Source organism: Acidilobus sp. 7A (genome assembly GCF_003431325.1).
GTDB lineage: Archaea > Thermoproteota > Thermoprotei_A > Sulfolobales > Acidilobaceae > Acidilobus.
The window spans coordinates 1,482,249-1,501,218 of record NZ_CP010515.1 but is presented as its reverse complement, the minus strand read 5'-3'; the positions used below and the strand labels follow the sequence as shown (position 1 = coordinate 1,501,218).

The following is an 18,970-nucleotide window of genomic DNA, read 5'->3' as shown; positions in this document are numbered from 1 at the left end:
GGCCTGCGGTTCCATAAACTCTAACTAAAAACGCAGGCGCCACGTCAGGCCCGCCACCAGGGAAAGGCTTTTTCCTCCTCTTCGTACGCCCTTAGCCAAGGATAGGGGGCTTGGTGATGTACAGTGAGGACCTCATAAGGTCCGCTGAAAGGCACTTGAGGGCTGGCCTCTACGGGGTCTCATGCTATGAGTCCAGGCAGGCGGCCTTATCGTCCCTAGCTATGCTTGGGGCAGGCTCATCGCACAGCCTAAGGGATGCCTATGCTGAGGCTGTTAAGAGAGGCGCCCCGAGGGACTCCCAGCTCGCTACGTGCCTTGGCATCTTGGACTCGCTTAACATACTTACCAGCAAGGCCTGTGACGACGCCTGCAGCGACGAGCTTCCAGGAGGCTATGAGGCCAGCGACGCCACGGAAGAGGACGCTAGGAAGGCGCTGGAGTGCGCAAAAGCAATAATCGAATACGCAAGAAGAGCTCTTGGCTCACCCTCCAGGCTGTTTATCCCTAGGCGCTCACTCTCATCGTTTTAAGCTCGCTCGAGCGCCCAGGGACCACTACCTCTTGCCGCAGGGGCTCACGGCTCCTACAGTTTCATGAGCGGCCGTCAAGCCCAGCGGCGCGGGCCCCCATCTGCGGGACCACGGCCCTCGTTGGCAGCAGCGATAGCTCTCTTCACGGCGTTTAGAGTTCGCTTAAGCTTTATGTTATCAGCCAAGGAGAGTCCCTCCCTGAGCGTCTTTATATAGCTTATGGGTCTGCTAGGAGGTACGTAAAGGCTTAGCAATAGTGTGGCTGGAACGCCCTACGTAACTGTTTTAACTTTCATATAGGTTTATAGAGAATAACGTCACTCCTCCGCTATTATTATCACGTGCACCTTCCTGCCGTGCAGAGGCCTCACCTCAGGCTGGTACTTAGCCAGCGGGTAAAGGACCACGGTCCCGCCCCTGTACTTTATCACCGTGCTCTCGACGTATATGAACTTAGCCATGCTATCATCAAAAGCTAGAGTTGATAGAAAAGCTTATAAGTTTTTCTATCATATGGTTATGTGGGTGAGCTGCCCAGTGAGGGGTGAAGGGCCCGCACTCGTCGAGACCCTGAGAGTGAGGGCCCTTCCCGAGGGCGGCAGTGATGACCTCCTTGAGTTCCTGAGGCTTTACCGTGATGCTGTTCAGACGGTAGTGGACAGGACCTGGGGCACCAGCGATAGGCTCTCCATAAAAACGCTGCACAAGCTGTTCTACAAAGACCTCGTCTCCACTGGCTTCAGGGCGCACCACGCCAAGGAGATATACGTTTACGCTAAGAGCGTTGTGAAGTCAGCTAAGGGCAACGGCGACAGGAGGCCAACTCTTAGGAGGCTAACGGCCAGGTTAGACAGGTACGACTACAGGCTGGACCTGGATGATATGACCTTGACGCTGAAGCTTCACAGAGGGCGTGAGGCCAGGCTAAGGCTGATAGCGCCTAAGGAGAGGGCTGAGAAGTTCAGGGGCTGGGAGAACTACGAGCTGGCGATAAAGTACGACAGGGATGGGCTCTGGGTCACAGTATACTTCAGGAGGGGCGTTAAGCCAGCGGAGCCCAGGACAGTTATGTCCGTTGACCTGAACTTTGACAACATAACTCTTGCCGTGTTCACGCTTAACGGCAAGCTGATCAGGTTGAAGAGGCTCAGGACGCCTCTCAGGAAGGCTCTGACACACAGGATATGGGCTGAGAGGATACAGAGGAGGTACCCTAGGTCGTGGAGGTTCACCAAGGGCGTAAGGAGAGCTGTTGAGAGGCACGGCGAGAGGATTAAGAACATCTCGTGGGATTACACTCACAAGGCGGGGGACTTAATTGCTGAGCTGGCGTTGAGATACCGCTCTGCGGTAGTCCTCGAGGACCTTAACGGCCTGAGGGAGGACAAGAAGAGGGGCAGGGACTTTAACAAGAGGCTTGCGCTTTGGTTCTACAGGAGGGCCCAGTTCTGCGTAGAATATGAGGCAAAGGAAAGAGGCCTACAGGTCGCTAAGGTAGACCCCCGAGGGACGTCCTCGAGGTGCCCAAGGTGCGGCCTTGAGGGCGACAGGGACGTCATTGCTACGATAAACATATACAGGAGGTACGTGTCTGTGCACTCAAGATGTGGGGCCCCTGGGGTGGCCCTGAGCGCCCCCAAGCCCGATGAAAGCCCGAGCGGGGTGCGGGGGAACAGGGATGAGGCGATGACCGTAAGGCAACATGAACCTGTATGGGAGCTGAACCCCCCACTGCCTAAGCTCATTTATGGCTTCCTAGAGCGTTCGCTTATTGACTAGCAGCTTCTTCTCTAAGTCCTCGATCATGGGTTCCTCTTCGTTTTAGAGTTAAGGCAGAGCCTATAAGGCCTTTCCTATTATTTGCTCTTTTTCTTTTATGTTATTCAGACGTGGGTAAGTAAAGTATATAGTGCTTGCACCCATAAAAGTGCTTTGGGTAGTGTAATGTCTAGAAGGGACAGCGGCTCAAGGACTCATAATGAGGCATCTTTTATAGACGCCATAGAAAGGTTTTCACTTCCTGTGTCAATAGCTGCCCTGCTGGCCATGATAATAGCTAGTACTTACTTAAGGCTTCTGCCAGGCCTAATCTATGGCTTTAAGTATGTCAACGGCAATGACCCTTGGATATTCTATTGGCTAGCTAATTACTTCTACACACACAACCTAGGAGGCCTTTCCCAGCTGTCTCACGTTGACACATTCTGGTATCCCTGGGGAAGGAACTTCCTGAAGACTGAGTACCTCGGCATTCCATGGCTCTCGGCATTCATAACTAAGCTTCTAGGCAAGGGCCAGTCTTTCATAACCGAGGCTGAGGGCCTTCTGCCAGTCATATTCTCTGTAGTAGGGATAGCAGCTACATACATGGCCGTCTACAGTGCTACCAGATCAAAGCTGGGAGCGATATCCGCGGCATCAGTCTACGCCTTTTACCCTGCTATAGTGCTTGACAAGTCTTTTGCGACATACCCAGGCAAGCAGGTCTCAGGCCTTGGCATAATAGCGCTATCGCTCTACTTCCTTGCCATAGCTTACACTTCCAGTTCAAGGACTAGATCCATTGTAGCTGCATTGGTGGGCGGCATAATAGGGGGCTCCCTTGCGTGGCTGTGGGGAGGATATGAATATGTTGCACTAATACTGGCAGTTATAATATTATTGGACCCCTTCATTGTGAAACCCGCTATGGACAGGTTCTATAAGCACCTGGCCGCAGCCGTTGGCTACCTTGCAGCGCTTTCAACGTCACCCGCGGTGGGGCCTACTTATGTTTATCATAGTCTAGGTCTAGCCCTTCTGGCTGTTCTCGTGGTTTACTTCCTAGAGGCTAATGTTGAGAAGCTGCACCTAGAAAGGCTGCACCTCACAGGCACATTTACAAGGAAGATGCACCTGTGGGTCGTAATCCTAGGCGTGGGGCTTCTCGCGGCGGCCGCGATGTCAGGCATAATATCATTGCCCTCAAGGGTGCTGTTATCGCTTGGAATAAGGCCGCTGACAGGCGTAGTGCCGCTCACGGTGCAGGAGTACATGCCCATATCGTTCTCAGAGGCTATGGCTGAGTATGGGCCTGTTTTCTTCGTGACGCTCATAGGATTGATAGCGTTCATTTACGACATTGTTGCAAGAGGGGAGAGGCTAAGCAGTACTGACACCTTAAGGGTTGCGTTCTTAGTTCTCGGCGTGCTCTTTATGGTGGCCAGCATAAACGAGGCCTACTTCATACCCTCCGCCGCCTTCTTCTTGGCGCTGTCAGCAGGGACTTCCATAGGGGCCTTGACGTCCATGCACGTAAGTTACTTTGACAAGAAGTTAAGGCGCACCTACTATAAGAGGGAAACCTCAGCGCTCGCGGCAGGGGTTATATTGGCTATAGTAATTCTTGGGTTTGCAGCCTATTACATTCCTGAGGATTACGCTGCGCTGAAGTTAGATGCGCCCGCGGTAACCGCCGGCTGGCTGACGGCGCTCTCGGTGCCCACGCCTAACGGTGCTAGCAAAATTATAGTGCCGCTTAACAACGCTTGGTTAGCGGCCCTCAACTATGTTAAGTATAACACGTCAAAGAACTCTATATTAGTGTCGTGGTGGGACTATGGCTACTGGATAGCCGCGTTAGGCAACAGGACAACCGTAGTTGACGGCTCCACAATTAACGGAACCCAGATAGGGCTAGTAGCTAACGCGTTCACGGCCCCCGTGAACCAGAGCCCCGCCTACCTTGAGATGATGAGACTTGTGCCAAACGACACCTACCTAATAACCTACGACGTGTTCGTTGGCATTTACAATAATGAAACCCACGGCGTGATGATGTTCCCATATCCTAACGTGTACCCCGTTAACCCTCAGGCAGGGGTTTATGCCATAACTTATGGGCTCGGTGACATTGCCAAATCCTATCAAATGTTAAGGATAGCCCTTAGAGTTAACCCCTACACTGGCAGCCCCTTCTTCTCCAACTACACCTCAGTTACTACCGAGGGCAACTACGAATTTTACCAGTTCCCAGCGTTTGTTGGAGGTCCTGGGTCTAACGTCAGTTTAACCCTTCACACCGCAATATATGACCTCATGATGTACGGCATCAGCGTGCTAAACAAATATGGCTACTTCGGAACTGGCGCCAAGTTCCTCATTAACGCGACCTCCTTCACCCCAGCGGCGGTGCAGTACGTCGACCCCACCACGGGCTCCCTGGTGCCGGAGCCCATAACCCCACCCAGCCCGCTGCCGTACTACCAGCCAGTGAAGGTGTTCATCTCCGTGCCCTATGCGTGGAGCCCGGCAGGCTCCAACGTGACGTACTTCTATAGCGTTGTAGTATTCCTCTATAAGTGGGCAGGAGCCATTTAAGGCCGAATAATGTTTTGTCCTTCGGCTTTTGGGCCCAAATTGATTTAACTTTTGACCGCAGCGCATCTTTATGTGCTGCTAATTTGCCGAGGTTGTTTTGAAAGAAGTCGCAGCCCAGGGACTCTAAGACTCTAGGCAACAGTTGCTGGATGACCTAGTGAAAGCCCAGATGTACCTAATTAATGCAAAGAAAAGCATATAGAACAGCGTGGCAAGGCTAAGAGCCTACTCGAAGGCTTACTTGGAGGAGAACGAGCTTAGAGTTCGGCCTTCATCGTGACTAATAGTCACCTCTCGCGGCTATTAGCCGCTCGGCCTCATACTCCTCCTCCTCCCCGCGCCTAGGTTAGGGAGCACAGCTCCCAGCCACGACGTGGGGAGTTTCACTGGGCGCCCTCCTCCGCCTCGCGACTGCTCATCGACTTCACGGTGGCGCCCTCCGACTTAAAGTCAGCGTAAAAGCTCATAAAAATTGATTAGGCACACAGCCTCAGCCTGCTTAACAGCGTTAAGGGATTAGAAGTGATTAAAAATAACGAATAGATATGTAAAAATGTTACGGACTGTCGCTTATAAACTTTAACGCGCGTTAAAGGCCTGAGTGATCAAATTGCCTATAGAGGTCCAGGACCTCAGAGTGAGCGTTGACAGCAAGGAGATACTGAAGGGCGTCAGCATGAGAGTGGAGAGAGGGGAGGCCGTAGTTCTAATGGGTCCCAACGGGAGCGGCAAAACAACACTTGCTTACGCCCTCATGGGCCACCCGAGCTATAGGGTCGTCGGTGGCAGGATAGTTATGGATAACACTGACATAACCCAGGCGCCCACCTACGAGCGCGCCCTCATGGGACTCACGCTCGCCTTCCAAAACCCTGTTGAGGTGCCTGGGGTTAAGCTTGACTACTTGCTTAACGTCATAAACGCCAAGAAAGTGAAAGGCTTCGACCTCACCTATGTCGACCCCAAGTTCATATCATGGGTTAGGCAGGAGGCAACCAAGCTCGGAGTCTCAGCCGACCTGCTTGGCAGGGACATCAACGTGAACTTCAGCGGGGGTGAGAGAAAGAGGTCAGAGGTCCTTCAGGTCATGGCGCTCAGGCCCAAGTACGTTATATTCGATGAGCCTGACAGCGGCCTTGACGTTGACGGGATAAGAATCATAGGGGGCGCAATAGCTTCTATAACCTCTGAGGGCGTCGGGGCACTTATAATAACTCACCATGCCGAGATAACCAAGTTCATCAACCCAACGAGGGCCTACGTCCTCATGGGCGGAAGGGTGGTCGCCTCAGGCGGCCCTGAGCTGGTGGAGGAAGTGCTGAGCAGGGGCTATGAGCACCTGCAGGTGAGGGGTGAGCAGTGACGACGGAGCCCGTGAAGCTGCTGAGGGAGAAGGAGCTCAAGGAGGTCATGCAATTCGACGCTGGCTCCCTGCTCGGCAGGTCGATGCAGTACCCCAAGGAGATAGAGGTAAGGGGTAGAATATCGAGGGACCTGGTGGAGGAGATATCGAAGTCTAAGGGGGAGCCTGAGTGGATGAGGCTTCTGAGGCTTAAGGCCCTTGAGACCTTTGAGAGGCTCCCAATGCCCAACTGGCTTGAGGGCGTTGAGAGTATAGACCTCGATGAGGTAGCAGCGTACGTGAGGCCCAAGGCAGAGAGCACTAATAATTGGGAGAATCTGCCAGACTGGATGAAGGACGTCTATCAGAAGCTCGGCCTGCCCGAGGCCGAGGCCAAGGTTCTCTCAGGACTCACAGCGGTGTTTGATAGCGAGAACATAATAACCAAGGTTAAGGAGGAGCTGACGAAGAAGAATGTAATATTCGTGTCAATGGATGAGGCCGTCAAGAAGTACCCAGACCTAGTAAAGGAGTACTTTGGCAGGGTGTTCCCCTACGCTGACCACAAGTTCGCGGCCCTCCACTACGCCCTGTGGAGCGGCGGCGCCTTTGTGTACGTCCCAAAGGGCGCAAAGATCATGAACCCAGTTGAGGCCTTCTTCCTTATAGGCAGCGAGCTTGAGGGCCAGTTTGAGCACACGCTACTGGTAGCCGACGAGGGTAGCTTCATGCACTTCATAGAGGGGTGCGCGGCGCCTGTTCTCACCAAGTTCAGCTTCCACGACGGCATGGTTGAGATCTATGCCAAGAGTAGGTCTGAGGTCCACTTCACCACCATACAGAACTGGAGCGGCAGCATAGTTAACTTCAATAACAAAAGGGCCATAGCTGAGGACTATGCCAACGTTGAGTGGGTTGAGGGCAGCATAGGCAGCAGGGTCACGTTCACGTACCCATCCACTGTACTTAAGGGCAGGGGCGCCTCGACTAAGAACATATCTATAGGCATAGCGAACGGCCCCTCCAAGATAAAGGACGTGGGCTCAAAGGCAATACACGCGGCCCCGGAGACGAGGAGCCTGATAATCTCCAAGAGCATAAGCTCCGGCGGCGGCGTCGCTGCGTACAGGGGCCTTGTAAAGGTCCTGAAGGGAGCTAAGGGCAGCGTCTCCCACGTGCAGTGCGACAGCCTGATAATGGATAAGGACAGCAGGGCCTACACCCTCCCAAGGAATGAGGTCGATGAACCAACTGCTGAGGTGACCCACGAGGCCACTGTCGGAAGGCTCGGCGAGGACCAGCTCTTCTACCTGGCCTCAAGGGGCATAACTGAGGGCGAGGCCAAGGCAATGATAGTTAACGGCTTCATAAGGGACGTGCTGCGCAACCTTCCACTGGAGACAGTCAGCATACTGACGAAGGTCATAGAGCTTGAGTTCAGCCAGCTCGGCAGCGTCGGGTGAAGGCCTTGACTTCTCCCCTGGTTGAGAGGGCGAGAGCCCTGGCGGCCACAATTAAGTGGCAGCAGGTCGCGGACTCCCCTACAACTAAGAACTACACCAACTGGAGGCTCTTCGAGGAGTACCTGAATAGAAAGGGTGATGTGTCCTTCATGGCCCCTCAGGGCAGCTGGGACCTCGTGCTGGGGCCCTGCGGCTCCGCGTATAACTATGATATTGATGAGAGCGTCCTCGATCTCTCTGCCTCAAAGCTCTACGCCGTGCACATAGCTAAGCTAGACGGCGCTCACAAGCTCGAGCCCGAGGGCGGCACCTACAGGATTGCGCTCTGCAGGCCCGAGGGCAACAGGTGGTACTCCTACCACTTGCTCATAAACGTCAATGATAACGTAAAGGCGAACATGCTTATCTATGCTCCAAGGGCAGCCCCTGGGACCACAGGAATAGAGGTCAGGGCCAAGAAGGGCTCGGAGCTTAACCTGATGGTGATAGTGGACCCCCAGGCCGAGCTGCCCATGGCCTTCATACTCAGGAGAGCCCTGGGAGTAAGGGCCAGGGTCAGGTCCTCCGTTGTGGCCGGCGGGAGCATCATGACAAGGATAGATGAACAGAGCCTCCTTAACGCGGGCTCTGTCATAGTGCACAGGTCCTTCGTCGCCGCCTCTGACGGACAGGCCGTTGATGACATTATAGACACCGTTCAGACTGGCTATGACAGCACGGCCGTCGTCTCAGGCTTCGGCTTCTCCTCAGGCAAGTCCCTGGTCTCTGTCAGGGGCACCGCAATAATGACGCCTAACTCTGTTCACTCCTCCTCAAACTTCGTGGTTGAGGCTCTCCTTATGAGTGACGAGTCCAGAGCCTACACAATGCCAATGATGAGGATAGACACAGGCGACATAGTTGCCGCCTCACACCGCGCGGCCCAGTACAGGGTACCGCTGGACCAGCTCTTCTACCTTGAGAGCAGGGGCCTCAGCGAGCCAGAGGCCTTTGAGCTGATACTGAGGGGGAAGCTCATGGCCTCCCTCGAGGGGCTCCCACCTGAGATAACGGCTGAGGCAGAGAACCTGGGCATGAGACTAATAAAAAAGGCCATAGAGGGGTCGTTCACTCCTCGGCAGGAAGCCCAAGCTCTCTCTTAACCTCTTTTGCCCTCCTAGCTACCTCACTCATGTACTGCTCATAGAGGTTAGCGCCGGTGGAGTCAATCGTTATCGTCAGGGGGCCGAACTCCTCAACCTCGAAGACCCACATGGCCTCAGCCATGCCAAGCTTGTCAAGCCAGTAGACGTCCTTGACCCTCTTTATCGCCTGGGCCGCGAGCGCCCCAGCCCCGCCCGTGAAGACCGCGTAGGCCGCCTTGCGCTTTTTCATGGCCTCTGCCGTGGCCTTGCCCATTCCCCCTTTGCCTATTATCAGCTTAGCGCCTGTGCGCTCTATGAACTCAGGCTCAACGGTATCCATCCTCATGCTCGTCGTGGGGCCTGCAGCGATTATCCTCCAGCTGCCGTCGGCCTGCTTCACAGCCACGGGACCGCAGTGGTAAACAGCGAGCCCCCTTAGGTCCACTGGCAGCGTCCCACCGCTGCGCAGCACCTCAAGGGCAAGCTCGTGCGCCTCGTCCCTGGCCGTAACCACGGTGCCAGAGAGGTAGACTACGTCACCTATCCTCAGGGCCTCCACGTCCTCGTCCCTGAGGGGGGTCCTCAGGTGGAACTCCCTAGCCGAACTCATGGCCATCACCTCAAAATAGTGCAGCCACTGCCCGTATACCTTAGGTGCCTGCTTGTCATCTCCCAGCTGCCGTCCGCGTGTATCACAGCAGAGACCCTCCTTGTGGCCCAGCAGCTCGTCACTATACCTATGGCGAACGTCGCCGGGTGCCTGTAGGCGTAGTCTATCTTAACGTCAAGCGCTGTAAGGCCGCCGCCGAACCCGTGGGGGCCAAGGCCGAGCTTGTTGAGGGCGTTAAGCAGCTCCACCTCAAGCTTAGCTATGTTAGGGTCGGGGTTGCGCTCCCCGATGGGCCTCAAGAGGGCCTTCTTGGCGAGCGTGAGCGCCATGTCGCCCCCTGCCGCAATGGCCACGCCAACTATTACTGGCGGGCACGGCAGGGGGCCGTACTTAACTATAGTGTCTACGACGCCGCTCTTGAGCTTCTCGAAGCCAAGTATAGGCTCGCTCATTATTAGGGTCACGGGGGCCTCGCTGCCTCCTCCCTTTGTCATGAACCACACTTTAAGGTCGTTGCCCTCCACTAAGTCAACGTGAATCCACGGTATGTACCTGCCAGTGTTGTCGCCGCTGTTCTTCTTATAGAAGGGGTCCACCGCGTTAGGCCTAAGGTAGCCGTCCTTCGTAGCCCTTCTAACGGCTTCCCTTGCGGCGTTTATGGCGCCCAGCCTGATGGGGAAGTTCTCGCCCATCTCAAAGAAGAAGTAGGGCGTCCCTGTGTCCTGGCATATTGGCACCTTCCCTGAACAGGCGAGCTCTATGTCCTTCAGTATCGCCTCCAGCTGCTTCTTAGCAAGGGGGTTGGTCTCCCTCTCATAGCCGTCCTTCAGAGCTCTGTAGACGTCCTCAGGGATGCTCGTCGCCGCCGTCTTAACCATCTCGTAGAAGATGCCAGTTAGGTCGCTCTCAGTCAGCGCCAACAGGCTCACCTGAAGATGAGTGATGCTTCAAGGTAAATAACCTTGTACCATGATGTGTTCTTAAGACTTCCAAGTTGGCTGGCGACGTGCAGCGCTAAGGCCGCCACGGGCCACCTATAGCTAACCGTCCACGATCTTGCCTATATCTTCAGCTATTCTCTGTGTGGCGTCAACCACTTGCGGGGGCCGAGGCTCCTCGCCCAGCACCTGCAGGAGGGCCCTATAGATCTGCCCTGGGTCGGCCCTGTCGCACCTAAGGACGCGGTACCCTGGCCTTCCCTCAAACATCTTTGCGTTCTCCTCGTGCTCAAAGTGGTTACCTATCTTCAGTATGACAGCCCTCTTCCTAAGCGCCGCAACCTCCACAAGGCTCCCATAGCCTGCTAACGTGACCAGTGCCTTAGCTCTCGCTATCAGCTCGGTGGGGTCTGGAACTAACTGAGCGCTCCCTATGACCTTGACTTTGAGACCCTTGCCGTCCAGGTAAGAGTATAGGGTCCCCGCCAGACCAACGCCAGCGTCAGTCCCACCGAGGTTAACAACTATTGAGTCCCCGTCGCTGGGGTCCGGGTACCTGTCATGTGTAAATATCTGCCCGTAGCGCAGGTAGCCGTCGCCCCTGTCCCAGAGGCCAACATTAAACCTGAGCGTGAAGCTCCTAAAGTGGTAGTCGACCCACGAGTTGACCCTCCGCATTATGAAGTTGTCGGAGCTGCCAAGCGAGGTTATGTCTGTTATAAGCACTGACCTCCTGGAAGGCCTTAAGCCGCTCATCATGAGTTCCCAGGGCTCATCACCTATCACTATGTCATAGTCCCCTAAGTCAACCTCGCTTCTTATAACATCAGCGTTGTGCCTCAGGTCGCTGTAGACTCTCAGGAGGCCAAGCGGCGAGTAGGTAACCCTGCAGCCCTTAATTACATGCATGAGCGAGGTCCCTATGCACCTGAGCCTTTGTGAGGCATCGTGAAACCTCTCGCCCCTGGCCCTTAGGTACTCAAGGGCCCTGCCGGCTGTGAGCCACGTTATATCAGCCCAGCCGCTTAGGAGCCTCGAGAGCCTGTAGTCTCTGGTTACATGCCCAAGGCCGACGCTTGAGGTTACATATAGCACCTTTAGCTTCAAGGCGCCCTGGCTGGCGTTCTGACGAGGAGGAAATTAAAGATGAGTTATTATGAGGGCGTCTGGGGCCCAGGGTATGCAAAGAGGGCACGGCTACTGGGCCCTAAGTAAAAGGCCACTAACGCTTTCTTCCAGTCCTCCTGGCGGCTATGTGACCGACCTTCCTTCCAGGCGGCGTGTTCCTCGCTACAGTTGTGGGCCTACCCTCATGCTGGTGGAAGCCTCCTCCGAACGGGTGGTTCGCGGCGTTCATGGCAACGCCCCTCACGGTCGGCCACTTGCCGCCCTTCACCTTGAACTTGTAGTAGCTGACGCCCGCCTTGAGCAGGGGCTTCTCTATCCTGCCGGCGCCCGCTGGGACTCCTATGGTGGCCCTGCAGTCGCCTGAGAGCTCCTTCTCCCTCTTGCTTGGAAGCAGCAGCTTCACTGTGCTGTCCGACTTGCTGAGCACGACAGCATAGCTGCCGGCCTGCCTCGCTATCTTGCCCCCGTCACCGGGCCTCAGCTCTATGTTGAAGACGGGGGTCCCCTCAGGTATCTTTGAGAGTGGAAGCACGTTGCCGAACTTGGGCTCCGCGTCAGGGCCAACCCTTACCCTCTGGCCCACGAACATGCCCTCGGCGGCCGGCATTAGGAACTCCTCGCCTTTTGAGAGCACCACGCGCGCCAGGGGGACATACCTGCCTGGGTCGTGGATCAGCTCCTTGACCTCGCCCTCGAGGGTCTCGTTCGAGAGCTTTGGGTACCTGGCTGGGCCTGGGTGCATGTGGTCAGGGTTCCTGAACGTCGGTGAGCCCTTCCCTGCCCTCTGCTGCCTTAAGCTCTTTCCCATCTAATCCGCCCTCGCCAGTAGGTGAGGGGGTTAGGTTTTTAAGCAGTTTCGTGAAGTCCAGGACCCTCACCTCCCTCGTTCTGCCCACCTCGTCTATCATGACCGCGTGGCCCACTGGCAGCGACTTCAACACCTCAGGCCTCTGGACCCCCAGCTGAGCGCCGAGCTCGACGTAGTAGCTTGTGAAGCCGCCGAAGACAAACTTGTAGCCCGTGTTATCTATGACCGTGCGGCCCACGTCCGAGGGCAACTGGGTAGCGTATATCACATAGAGCCCCTTGCTCCTCCCCTCCCTCAGGGCGAACTCCATGTGAACTGCCGAGCCTCTGCTGAAGCGCCAGGCCTCGTCAAGCATTAGCACCACCCTGCCGCCCGACGCGCCCTCGCTGGCGCTTATGGCTATGGAGCTGACGAGCAGGGAGCCATAGACGTTCCTCAGCTCGTTGGGAAGGCCCCGCAGATCATATACAACTAGGCCCCTGAGGTCGAGGGAGCCAGGGCAGACGCTCACCGATGCCCCCTCGCCGGTCTCACGGCTGCTCTCTATCAGCTTAGCGGCCACGCCGTCAGTTCTAGGCATGGGGACGCAGTCCCCGGCCAAGGGCGTTATATATGAGTCTGCCACGTCCTTCAGCATGGAGGCCAGGTCGCCCTTTGGATCTACGACCACTATAGCCTTAGGGTCGCCGAGGGTGGCATGCCTTGAGATGAGCTGGGCGGCCACGCCTGAGAGCATGACGGTCTTCCCCCTCCCAGTTGGGCCAAAGACGCCGACGTGGACCCTGAAGGCGTAGGGCCACCTCATTATGACCAGGTTCCCAGGCCCATCGACGTCCTCACCTATGACAACTCCGCTCTCATCGTTTATGTCCTCCCTGTTGACAATTATGGCATGGCCGCTCTCGCTGAGCCAAGTTGGCTCAGAGGCGCTAAGCAGCTGCGACAGGTCAGACGCGTTCACCCTCCTTAGCCTCACCTGGGCCTCGGCCTCGACGAGCTCCTTAAATGCCTCCGCGTTGAGCTCCGCCTCCCTGTCGCCAGGGGGAACCCAGACTATGAAGGAGAGGCTGCCAACGTAGGGCACCTGGGAGTGGAGCACCTCCTTGTACAGCCCTTCAAGGAAGCTGAGCCTCTCCCTGTACTTGACGTGCCTAGTGGCTGTGTAAGCGAAGTCGGCCTTCCTTATCTCCTCCTCGAGCTCCTTTATCAGGGAGCTCTTGCTGACCGAGTACATGCTGCTTATGAACGTCACCGAAAGCCTTGATGACCTGGCAAGCCTGGCGAGGCGTAGCGGGAGGTCAGAGCCCTCCCTGGGCACGTCGTCAGCCACATAGGCTATGCCCGCCAGCCTCTTGCCGTCAACGTAGACGCTCATCTGCTGTCCTCTCTCGTGCCTGACGCCGAGGGAGAGCCTGAGCTCCCTTGATGCCCTGAGGTTCCTTATCATCAGGGCTGCCGTCGCCGTCGCTATAACCGCCAGGAACACGTCAAAGGCGTAAGATGGATTCAAGTTATGCCACCCTCGGCATTATGCCCCTCCTGCCGCCAAGCAGCCTGGCCAGGGCATAGGTTACCATAGTTAAGGTGGCCACATACATGAACGGGAGCACTAGGTAGTAAGCTATGAGCTCCTCGACAAGGTTAGGGGAGAGGTAGTTTAGCCCAAAGAACTGGGTGGCGTAGTCCATATACGTGATCCCTGTAAAGTTCAGCGGCCTGCAGCCCTCCAGCGCCACTGACGCCGTGAGGTTCAGGGGACCTACGAAGTACCACTCCTGTCCGTTGTTACCAAGCCACGTCCAGGAGCCCATGCCAGGCCTTACGTTGCCCGTGATGCTTACATTACAGCTGTCAGGGGCCCTGACCTCAACGATGCCTCCATAGCTTAGGTTAGCAAAGAACAGGGCCCCGCGCGGAGTACTCACCACGTGAACGTACTGAGGCTGATTCGTGAACACTATTATATCGTTGCCTGGGGCGTACAGTATGTACGGAGAGCTCAGTGTTATCTCCTGGGAGAAGCTGTAGTTGGCTGGGCTGAACGGGTAGGGGTCAAGGAGGGTCTCAACGCCGTCTATGATGATGTAACCGTAGACTGGACCCTCGCTGGGCATTGAGACAAGCTGAGGCTGAGGCGACTCCGGGTCATACGCCGTGCCATCGGCGTTGACCCAGTACTGGGCCACCTTCTCAGCCTTGCTGTTAACCATAGCATAGAGCTCCAGGAGGGAGTCGCCCAGGGGGCTGCCGTCAGCCGCCTTTACGTAGACCCTCTGGTAACCAAGCCCCAGGGAGGCGGCGCTCGGGCTTATGCCAACGGATGGCGCTGAGGTGATAGAGGACTCAAAGGCTGGCATTGCCTGAAGGCCTACACTGAAGGTCACCACGAATGCTATGAACCAGGCCCCGGCCTCCCTGCCCAGCCTGAAGGGCATGGCAAACATGACGAGCCCTATCAGCGCTATCAGGAGGCCCGCGTACCTAACCATGGCCTCTATGGCGGCCAACGTGAAGAGCAGCAGCAGGTCAGCGGTGAGCGCATCGTTAAGGGGGCCGAGTATAGCCCTCGCCGCCGTCGCCCCGGGGACGTATGAGGTCAACGATGAGAGGGAGAGGGCCGCCATCTTGAGGCTCAGGAGGAGCTCTATTCCATTAAAGAGCCAGGAGTCGAAGTACTGCCACGAGCCACCCATCATGCCAGCTATGCCCTGCGTGAACTCCATAATTGCGGTCAGCGATATCGCCAGGGCAAATGAGAGGAAGGAGTCCCTGAGCAGGGTCCCGCCCCACCTCTTGAGGCCCCTCACGGGTATGGGGAGGGCATAGATGAGCACGCCTATGTAGAAAGACAGCAGGGCCAGCTTAACTGCGAGCTGAAAAAGGTAGCTGTAGGAAATCATGGAGAGCCTACCACCGCCTTGACGACGTACGTTATGAACGTGAACACCGTGCTGCCCAGGGCGAGCCACAGGGCCGCCCATATGGAGTCCTCAACGAGCCCCGAGCCCGCCCTCTTAAGCCTTGAGAGGGGTATCGGGGCCCCTCTCAAAGTCCAGCCTATAGTCCACGTTAGGAGGAAGAGGGCCCATGCAGCTAGCGTGACCTCCTGGGTAAGTTGCTGAATGAAGCTCACCACGTCTGTCATTGCCACTCCCAAGGGGTTCCCCCTAAGAAAAGCGCGGGGGAGGGCTAGGCGGAAGCGCCCTTGCAGAGGCGTCAGGCAGGCAGGTAGATGGGGTTGCTGAGGGTCGAGACCTCGTGGTACGAGGCCAGTATATCCCTCACATTCCTGGGCGCGTGGAACATGGACTGGTGGCTCTCAGAGTCGTAGAACCTGTTGCCCTTAACTCCCATGGATGCCAGGCGCGAGTCAACGTCATTCATGTCGCGAAGGGCCTCAAGGTTAGCGTCATCAGAGCCCATCACAAAGCCCCAGAGGCCCTCAAAGCTCCTTATGTAGACGTAATATGAAATGGCGTGTCTGAACACGGCCTTGACCGTGTTAAATATGGTCGCGTGAACCTTGGACGTCAGTGTTGGGCTCGTGGCCTGCGTCACGAAGACGCCGCCCCTGTTGAGCCTCGACTTTAATAGCTCGTAGAACTCCTTAGTGTAGAGCCTCCACGCAGGTCCTCCCTCCTCCGGATCCACCAGGTCAGCTATTACCACGTCAAACTTCTCAGACGTAGTGTTCACATAATGTTCAGCGTCATCTATCACAAGCTTGAGCCTTGGGTCGTCAAAGGCACCCCTGTGCCACTCTGGCAACAGCTCCTTGCAGGCATTTACAATCTCCTCATCTATGTCAACCATGACAACCCTGTTAACGGAGGGGAACTTGAGGACCTCGCGCGCCGTCGCCCCCTCGCCGCCGCCAAGTATTAGGACGCTCCTGGGAGAGCCATGGGCTACCATGGCGGGCTGCACGAGGGACTCATGGTAAACATGCTCGTCAACTACGGCAGACTGCGTCTTGCCGTCTATCACGAGGGCCTTGCCAAGGTCATCGAACTCTACTACCAGGTAGGTCTGGTACTTTGTCCTACCAAATGCATAAACTTTCTTCACGGAGTGGGCGTGGAAGGTCCCTGGCGTGCTCCACTCGTGGATCCAGTGCCAGGCCGGGTAACTGACGGACAAGGCACTCACCCGCGTTCAAAACTTAGACGCGGCTTATAGGGTTTTAAGAGGCTGAGGGGCGTCAACAGTATTCCAGGCACTAAGAAGTCGTGTTAGGGCAAGATAAGACCGTGCATCTGGCTTTTGTCCACTTGGCTATGAGGAACCTCTTTTAGGTCGAGCTGGCCATCTTGCATAGGCTTGCTATGCGAAATCAACCTGATTTAGCTGCGCCAGCCGGGGCCTGACCCTCAATTAGGATTGCGTTGACTACCCCATCTTGCCCCGGCCTGGACGTGACCCTTGCAACGCCAGCCGAGGTCCTTATTATTGTCCCCTTTGTTATTATGTTCCTCCTCGCGTACTCCCTGTTCGCCGGCGTTGAGACGACGGCAAGTATCTTAGCCTTGACACTCTTCCCTGTCTTGGGGTCGCTAACTACTGCCTCGCTGACGGCCCTTAGCGCCACCTTCATGTTGCCGCCCATGGCCCTCTTCACCCTGACCTCGCGAGCCTCGCCGAGGACCGCTGGGACAAAGTAGTCGCCCGTGGCATACCTCCTCTTCCTCTTGTGCGGAAGCGACCTCAGGCCACCGCTGGGCTTCTTAAGGTCCCTGTACTGGTAGACGCCCAAGCCCCACACCTAAGGGCAGGGGCCTAGCTTTCACATAAAAGCGTTAATGCTAACAGGCGTGGCCCTGTCCTTCAGCTGGACGTGCGTCCTGTTGAGCTCTCGGTTATCGTGAGGCGCCTAATAAGCGGGGCGACAGGGCATGTAGGTCAGCTCAGTGGCTATTGCGTCGGCGGCCTCAGGACTCATGACAGCCGACAGCACATCCCTAACCTTCATCCTGGCCTCCTGCTGGCCGAGGTCCCTCGGGGCCCAGCCCACGACCCAGAGCAGGGAGTCCAGGTGTGGCGTCGGGACGCCGCTTAGCTGGGAGACCTCTTCCCACGCCCTCTGGGCCTCGCGGGGGCTTCTCACGAGATCGTGGTAGTCCGCTACCCCGCTCACAACGCCGCTGGTGAGGCTCACACAGGCCACCCTGACGTCAACCGGCATTGGTATGTTAAAGCCTAGGGGCACGAGCTGCCCTCTTGGCCTTGCTGCATAGTACGCCATCTTGACTGAGAACGTGATGGTCTTCCTCTCCTCGCTGGAGCCCAGTGAGAAGGCTATATCCCTTAGTAGCTCCTGAGGCCTTCTCATCACCGCGCCTGGGTCCCTCGCTATCTCATCAAGCAAACCTCTGAGAGCTGAGCCGGCCCTCCTGACCCTCCTGACCTTAGCGTCCCTCGCCACAAGGGAGCCGCTGCAGCTGTTAAGAAACCACACAACGTTATCAACTATCTCGTCAACGCTCCTAGGCCTTCCCCTACTGCCCAGCATCTCTGAGACGCACTTCCACCATTCCTCCCCCCTCATCGTCAGCCTGTAGCTGACCAGTGCCACCAAGAGCGCGTAGGCGCTCGCGGGCCCCCTTCCGACGCTGTCTGCAAGCCTCTGCATATAATCGTACTGAGGGTCAAGTTGCTCCTCAAGTCTCAGCAGACCGTCAACGCCAGCCAACCTTATTGCCGAGGCCACAGACATTACCCTCTCCTCTGAGACCCTCATCACCACCAGGACCAGCCCCTTGGCTCTACTTTCTTGCCCTTAAACTCAACTCCTCTGCCCTCTTCGACCCTGCCCACGGTAAAGCATGTTGAGCCACACGTTTTCATGAACTCCTTCAGGTGGTCCTGCGGCACTACGACGGCTAAGTTGTAGTCCTCCCAGCTCCCCAGGGCCTCCTCAGGCCTCACCAGGCCCTCGAGCTTAGGGTCTATTACGACCTCCTCAATGGATATCTTCACGGAGCTCGATGAAGCTATATTGCTGAGCGTGAGGAGCCACCCATCGCTGTTATCAGAGGAAGCGTGAGCGTATGTTGATATAGCCTCCGCGGCCTCAACGTGAGCCCTCGGCCTTCTCACCTTAAGGAGGAGATCCTGTGGCAATGAGTCAGCCCTCAGCTCAGACCTCATCACCTTGTTTGCAAGTGCGCCGTAGCCGAGGAGGCCGACCTGGACGACCATATCTCCCGGCTTCGCCCCGGACCTGCCGACCTGCCTTCCTGAGAGCCCCACCACAGCCACGTCTATCCAGGCATCCGAGGTCAGCCTATTAGCATCACCCTTGTAGACCTTCGCTCCAAGGTCCCTCGAGGCCTCACCCACCCCGGCAGCGACGCGCTCTAGCAGGTCGACAGAGCTCGCGCCGACGCTGTATGCTATGCCTACAGGCCTTCCCCCAGCAGCTATGACGTCGCTAGCTGCTGCCATAACAGCTTTGTAGCCCCAGTCCTCCCAGCTCATGAAGGGGAGCCTGCTCGCCGACGCGGCATAGCCGTCTATGTTAATTACTATTCCGTCAGGCCCCGCCGCATCTATGTCAAAGATGTCAGAGTTGCCCGCAAGCGCCGCCAGCCTTCTTAATACAGACTCTTCGCCCACTGCGCCCAATCCAGGCCAAACGGCATGAGAACTCTTTTTAACCTTCCCTCCAC

General features: G+C 56.5%; 18 protein-coding genes and 1 pseudogene. 6 read left to right on the top strand and 13 right to left on the bottom strand.

Annotated elements, in window-relative coordinates; genetic code table 11:
• Nucleotides 1–116 precede the first annotated feature (116 nt).
• Nucleotides 117–530 (top strand): HEPN domain-containing protein, encoded by a 414-nt coding sequence (locus SE86_RS07660; RefSeq protein WP_236747375.1) that lies wholly within the window; start codon nucleotides 117–119, stop codon nucleotides 528–530.
• Nucleotides 531–646: 116 nt separating this feature from the next.
• Here SE86_RS07660 and SE86_RS08360 read toward each other — a convergent pair.
• A pseudogene (locus SE86_RS08360) lies at nucleotides 647–796 on the bottom strand (peptide chain release factor 1); the annotation flags it as partial.
• 51 nt (nucleotides 797–847) lie between these two features.
• A complete protein-coding gene (locus SE86_RS08035) occupies nucleotides 848–991 on the bottom strand; it encodes a hypothetical protein (protein ID WP_158543160.1) in 144 nt (47 codons plus the stop codon).
• 64 nt (nucleotides 992–1,055) lie between these two features.
• Here SE86_RS08035 and SE86_RS07655 point away from each other — a divergent pair, with 64 nt between their 5' ends.
• The 5 genes from SE86_RS07655 to SE86_RS07635 all read left to right on the top strand — a co-directional run bounded on the left by SE86_RS07655 (nucleotide 1,056) and on the right by SE86_RS07635 (nucleotide 8,836).
• Nucleotides 1,056–2,309: an IS200/IS605 family accessory protein TnpB-related protein gene (locus tag SE86_RS07655; protein WP_158543159.1), complete on the top strand. Its 1,254-nt coding sequence runs from the start codon at nucleotides 1,056–1,058 to the stop codon at nucleotides 2,307–2,309.
• 165 nt (nucleotides 2,310–2,474) lie between these two features.
• On the top strand, nucleotides 2,475–4,889 hold the full coding sequence (locus SE86_RS07650; protein ID WP_117354954.1) for a hypothetical protein: 2,415 nt from the start codon (nucleotides 2,475–2,477) through the stop codon (nucleotides 4,887–4,889).
• Between the two features lie 601 nt (nucleotides 4,890–5,490).
• Nucleotides 5,491–6,252: a Fe-S cluster assembly ATPase SufC gene (gene sufC, locus SE86_RS07645; RefSeq protein ID WP_117354953.1), complete on the top strand. Its 762-nt coding sequence runs from the start codon at nucleotides 5,491–5,493 to the stop codon at nucleotides 6,250–6,252.
• 47 nt (nucleotides 6,253–6,299) lie between these two features.
• Nucleotides 6,300–7,694 (top strand): Fe-S cluster assembly protein SufB, encoded by a 1,395-nt coding sequence (gene sufB, locus SE86_RS07640; RefSeq protein ID WP_117355215.1) that lies wholly within the window; start codon nucleotides 6,300–6,302, stop codon nucleotides 7,692–7,694.
• A gap of 5 nt (nucleotides 7,695–7,699) precedes the next feature.
• Complete coding sequence (locus tag SE86_RS07635) at nucleotides 7,700–8,836, top strand: SufD family Fe-S cluster assembly protein (protein WP_148666810.1); 1,137 nt, start codon at nucleotides 7,700–7,702, stop codon at nucleotides 8,834–8,836.
• On the opposite strand, the gene SE86_RS07630 is transcribed toward SE86_RS07635, so the two are convergent.
• From SE86_RS07630 to SE86_RS07580, 11 genes are all read right to left on the bottom strand, one after another.
• Nucleotides 8,802–9,428, bottom strand: a complete 627-nt coding sequence (locus SE86_RS07630) for a FumA C-terminus/TtdB family hydratase beta subunit (RefSeq protein ID WP_117355214.1) — start codon at nucleotides 9,426–9,428, stop codon at nucleotides 8,802–8,804. The genes SE86_RS07635 and SE86_RS07630 overlap by 35 nt on opposite strands.
• Before the next feature lie 5 nt (nucleotides 9,429–9,433).
• Nucleotides 9,434–10,357, bottom strand: a complete 924-nt coding sequence (locus tag SE86_RS07625; protein WP_236747332.1) for a fumarate hydratase — start codon at nucleotides 10,355–10,357, stop codon at nucleotides 9,434–9,436.
• Between the two features lie 111 nt (nucleotides 10,358–10,468).
• Complete coding sequence (locus tag SE86_RS07620) at nucleotides 10,469–11,473, bottom strand: hypothetical protein (protein ID WP_117354950.1); 1,005 nt, start codon at nucleotides 11,471–11,473, stop codon at nucleotides 10,469–10,471.
• A gap of 115 nt (nucleotides 11,474–11,588) precedes the next feature.
• A complete protein-coding gene (locus tag SE86_RS07615) occupies nucleotides 11,589–12,302 on the bottom strand; it encodes a 50S ribosomal protein L2 (RefSeq protein ID WP_117354949.1) in 714 nt (237 codons plus the stop codon).
• A complete protein-coding gene (locus SE86_RS07610) occupies nucleotides 12,241–13,812 on the bottom strand; it encodes a type IV secretory system conjugative DNA transfer family protein (RefSeq protein WP_117354948.1) in 1,572 nt (523 codons plus the stop codon). The genes SE86_RS07615 and SE86_RS07610 overlap by 62 nt, the downstream gene beginning before the upstream one ends.
• A gap of 1 nt (nucleotide 13,813) precedes the next feature.
• The gene (locus SE86_RS07605; protein WP_117354947.1) at nucleotides 13,814–15,202 is read right to left on the bottom strand and encodes a hypothetical protein; all 1,389 of its coding nucleotides are present in this window, start codon (nucleotides 15,200–15,202) and stop codon (nucleotides 13,814–13,816) included.
• Nucleotides 15,199–15,447 carry a DNA import protein CedA1 gene (gene cedA1 / locus SE86_RS07600; RefSeq protein ID WP_117355213.1) on the bottom strand — a complete coding sequence of 83 codons (249 nt, stop codon included), beginning with the start codon at nucleotides 15,445–15,447 and terminating at the stop codon, nucleotides 15,199–15,201. Before cedA1 ends, SE86_RS07605 begins: the two co-directional genes overlap by 4 nt.
• Nucleotides 15,448–15,518: 71 nt before the next feature.
• Nucleotides 15,519–16,451: a polyamine aminopropyltransferase gene (gene speE, locus SE86_RS07595; RefSeq protein WP_236747331.1), complete on the bottom strand. Its 933-nt coding sequence runs from the start codon at nucleotides 16,449–16,451 to the stop codon at nucleotides 15,519–15,521.
• 184 nt (nucleotides 16,452–16,635) lie between these two features.
• Nucleotides 16,636–17,055, bottom strand: coding sequence for a 30S ribosomal protein S8e (locus tag SE86_RS07590; RefSeq protein WP_117354945.1), 420 nt, complete (start codon nucleotides 17,053–17,055; stop codon nucleotides 16,636–16,638).
• A 117-nt stretch (nucleotides 17,056–17,172) separates the two neighbouring features.
• Nucleotides 17,173–18,039 (bottom strand): N-glycosylase/DNA lyase, encoded by an 867-nt coding sequence (locus SE86_RS07585; RefSeq protein WP_236747373.1) that lies wholly within the window; start codon nucleotides 18,037–18,039, stop codon nucleotides 17,173–17,175.
• Entirely contained in the window at nucleotides 18,039–18,917 is an 879-nt protein-coding gene (locus SE86_RS07580; protein WP_158543158.1) for an AIR synthase related protein, read from the bottom strand. The genes SE86_RS07585 and SE86_RS07580 overlap by 1 nt, the downstream gene beginning before the upstream one ends.
• Nucleotides 18,918–18,970: the final 53 nt, after the last annotated feature.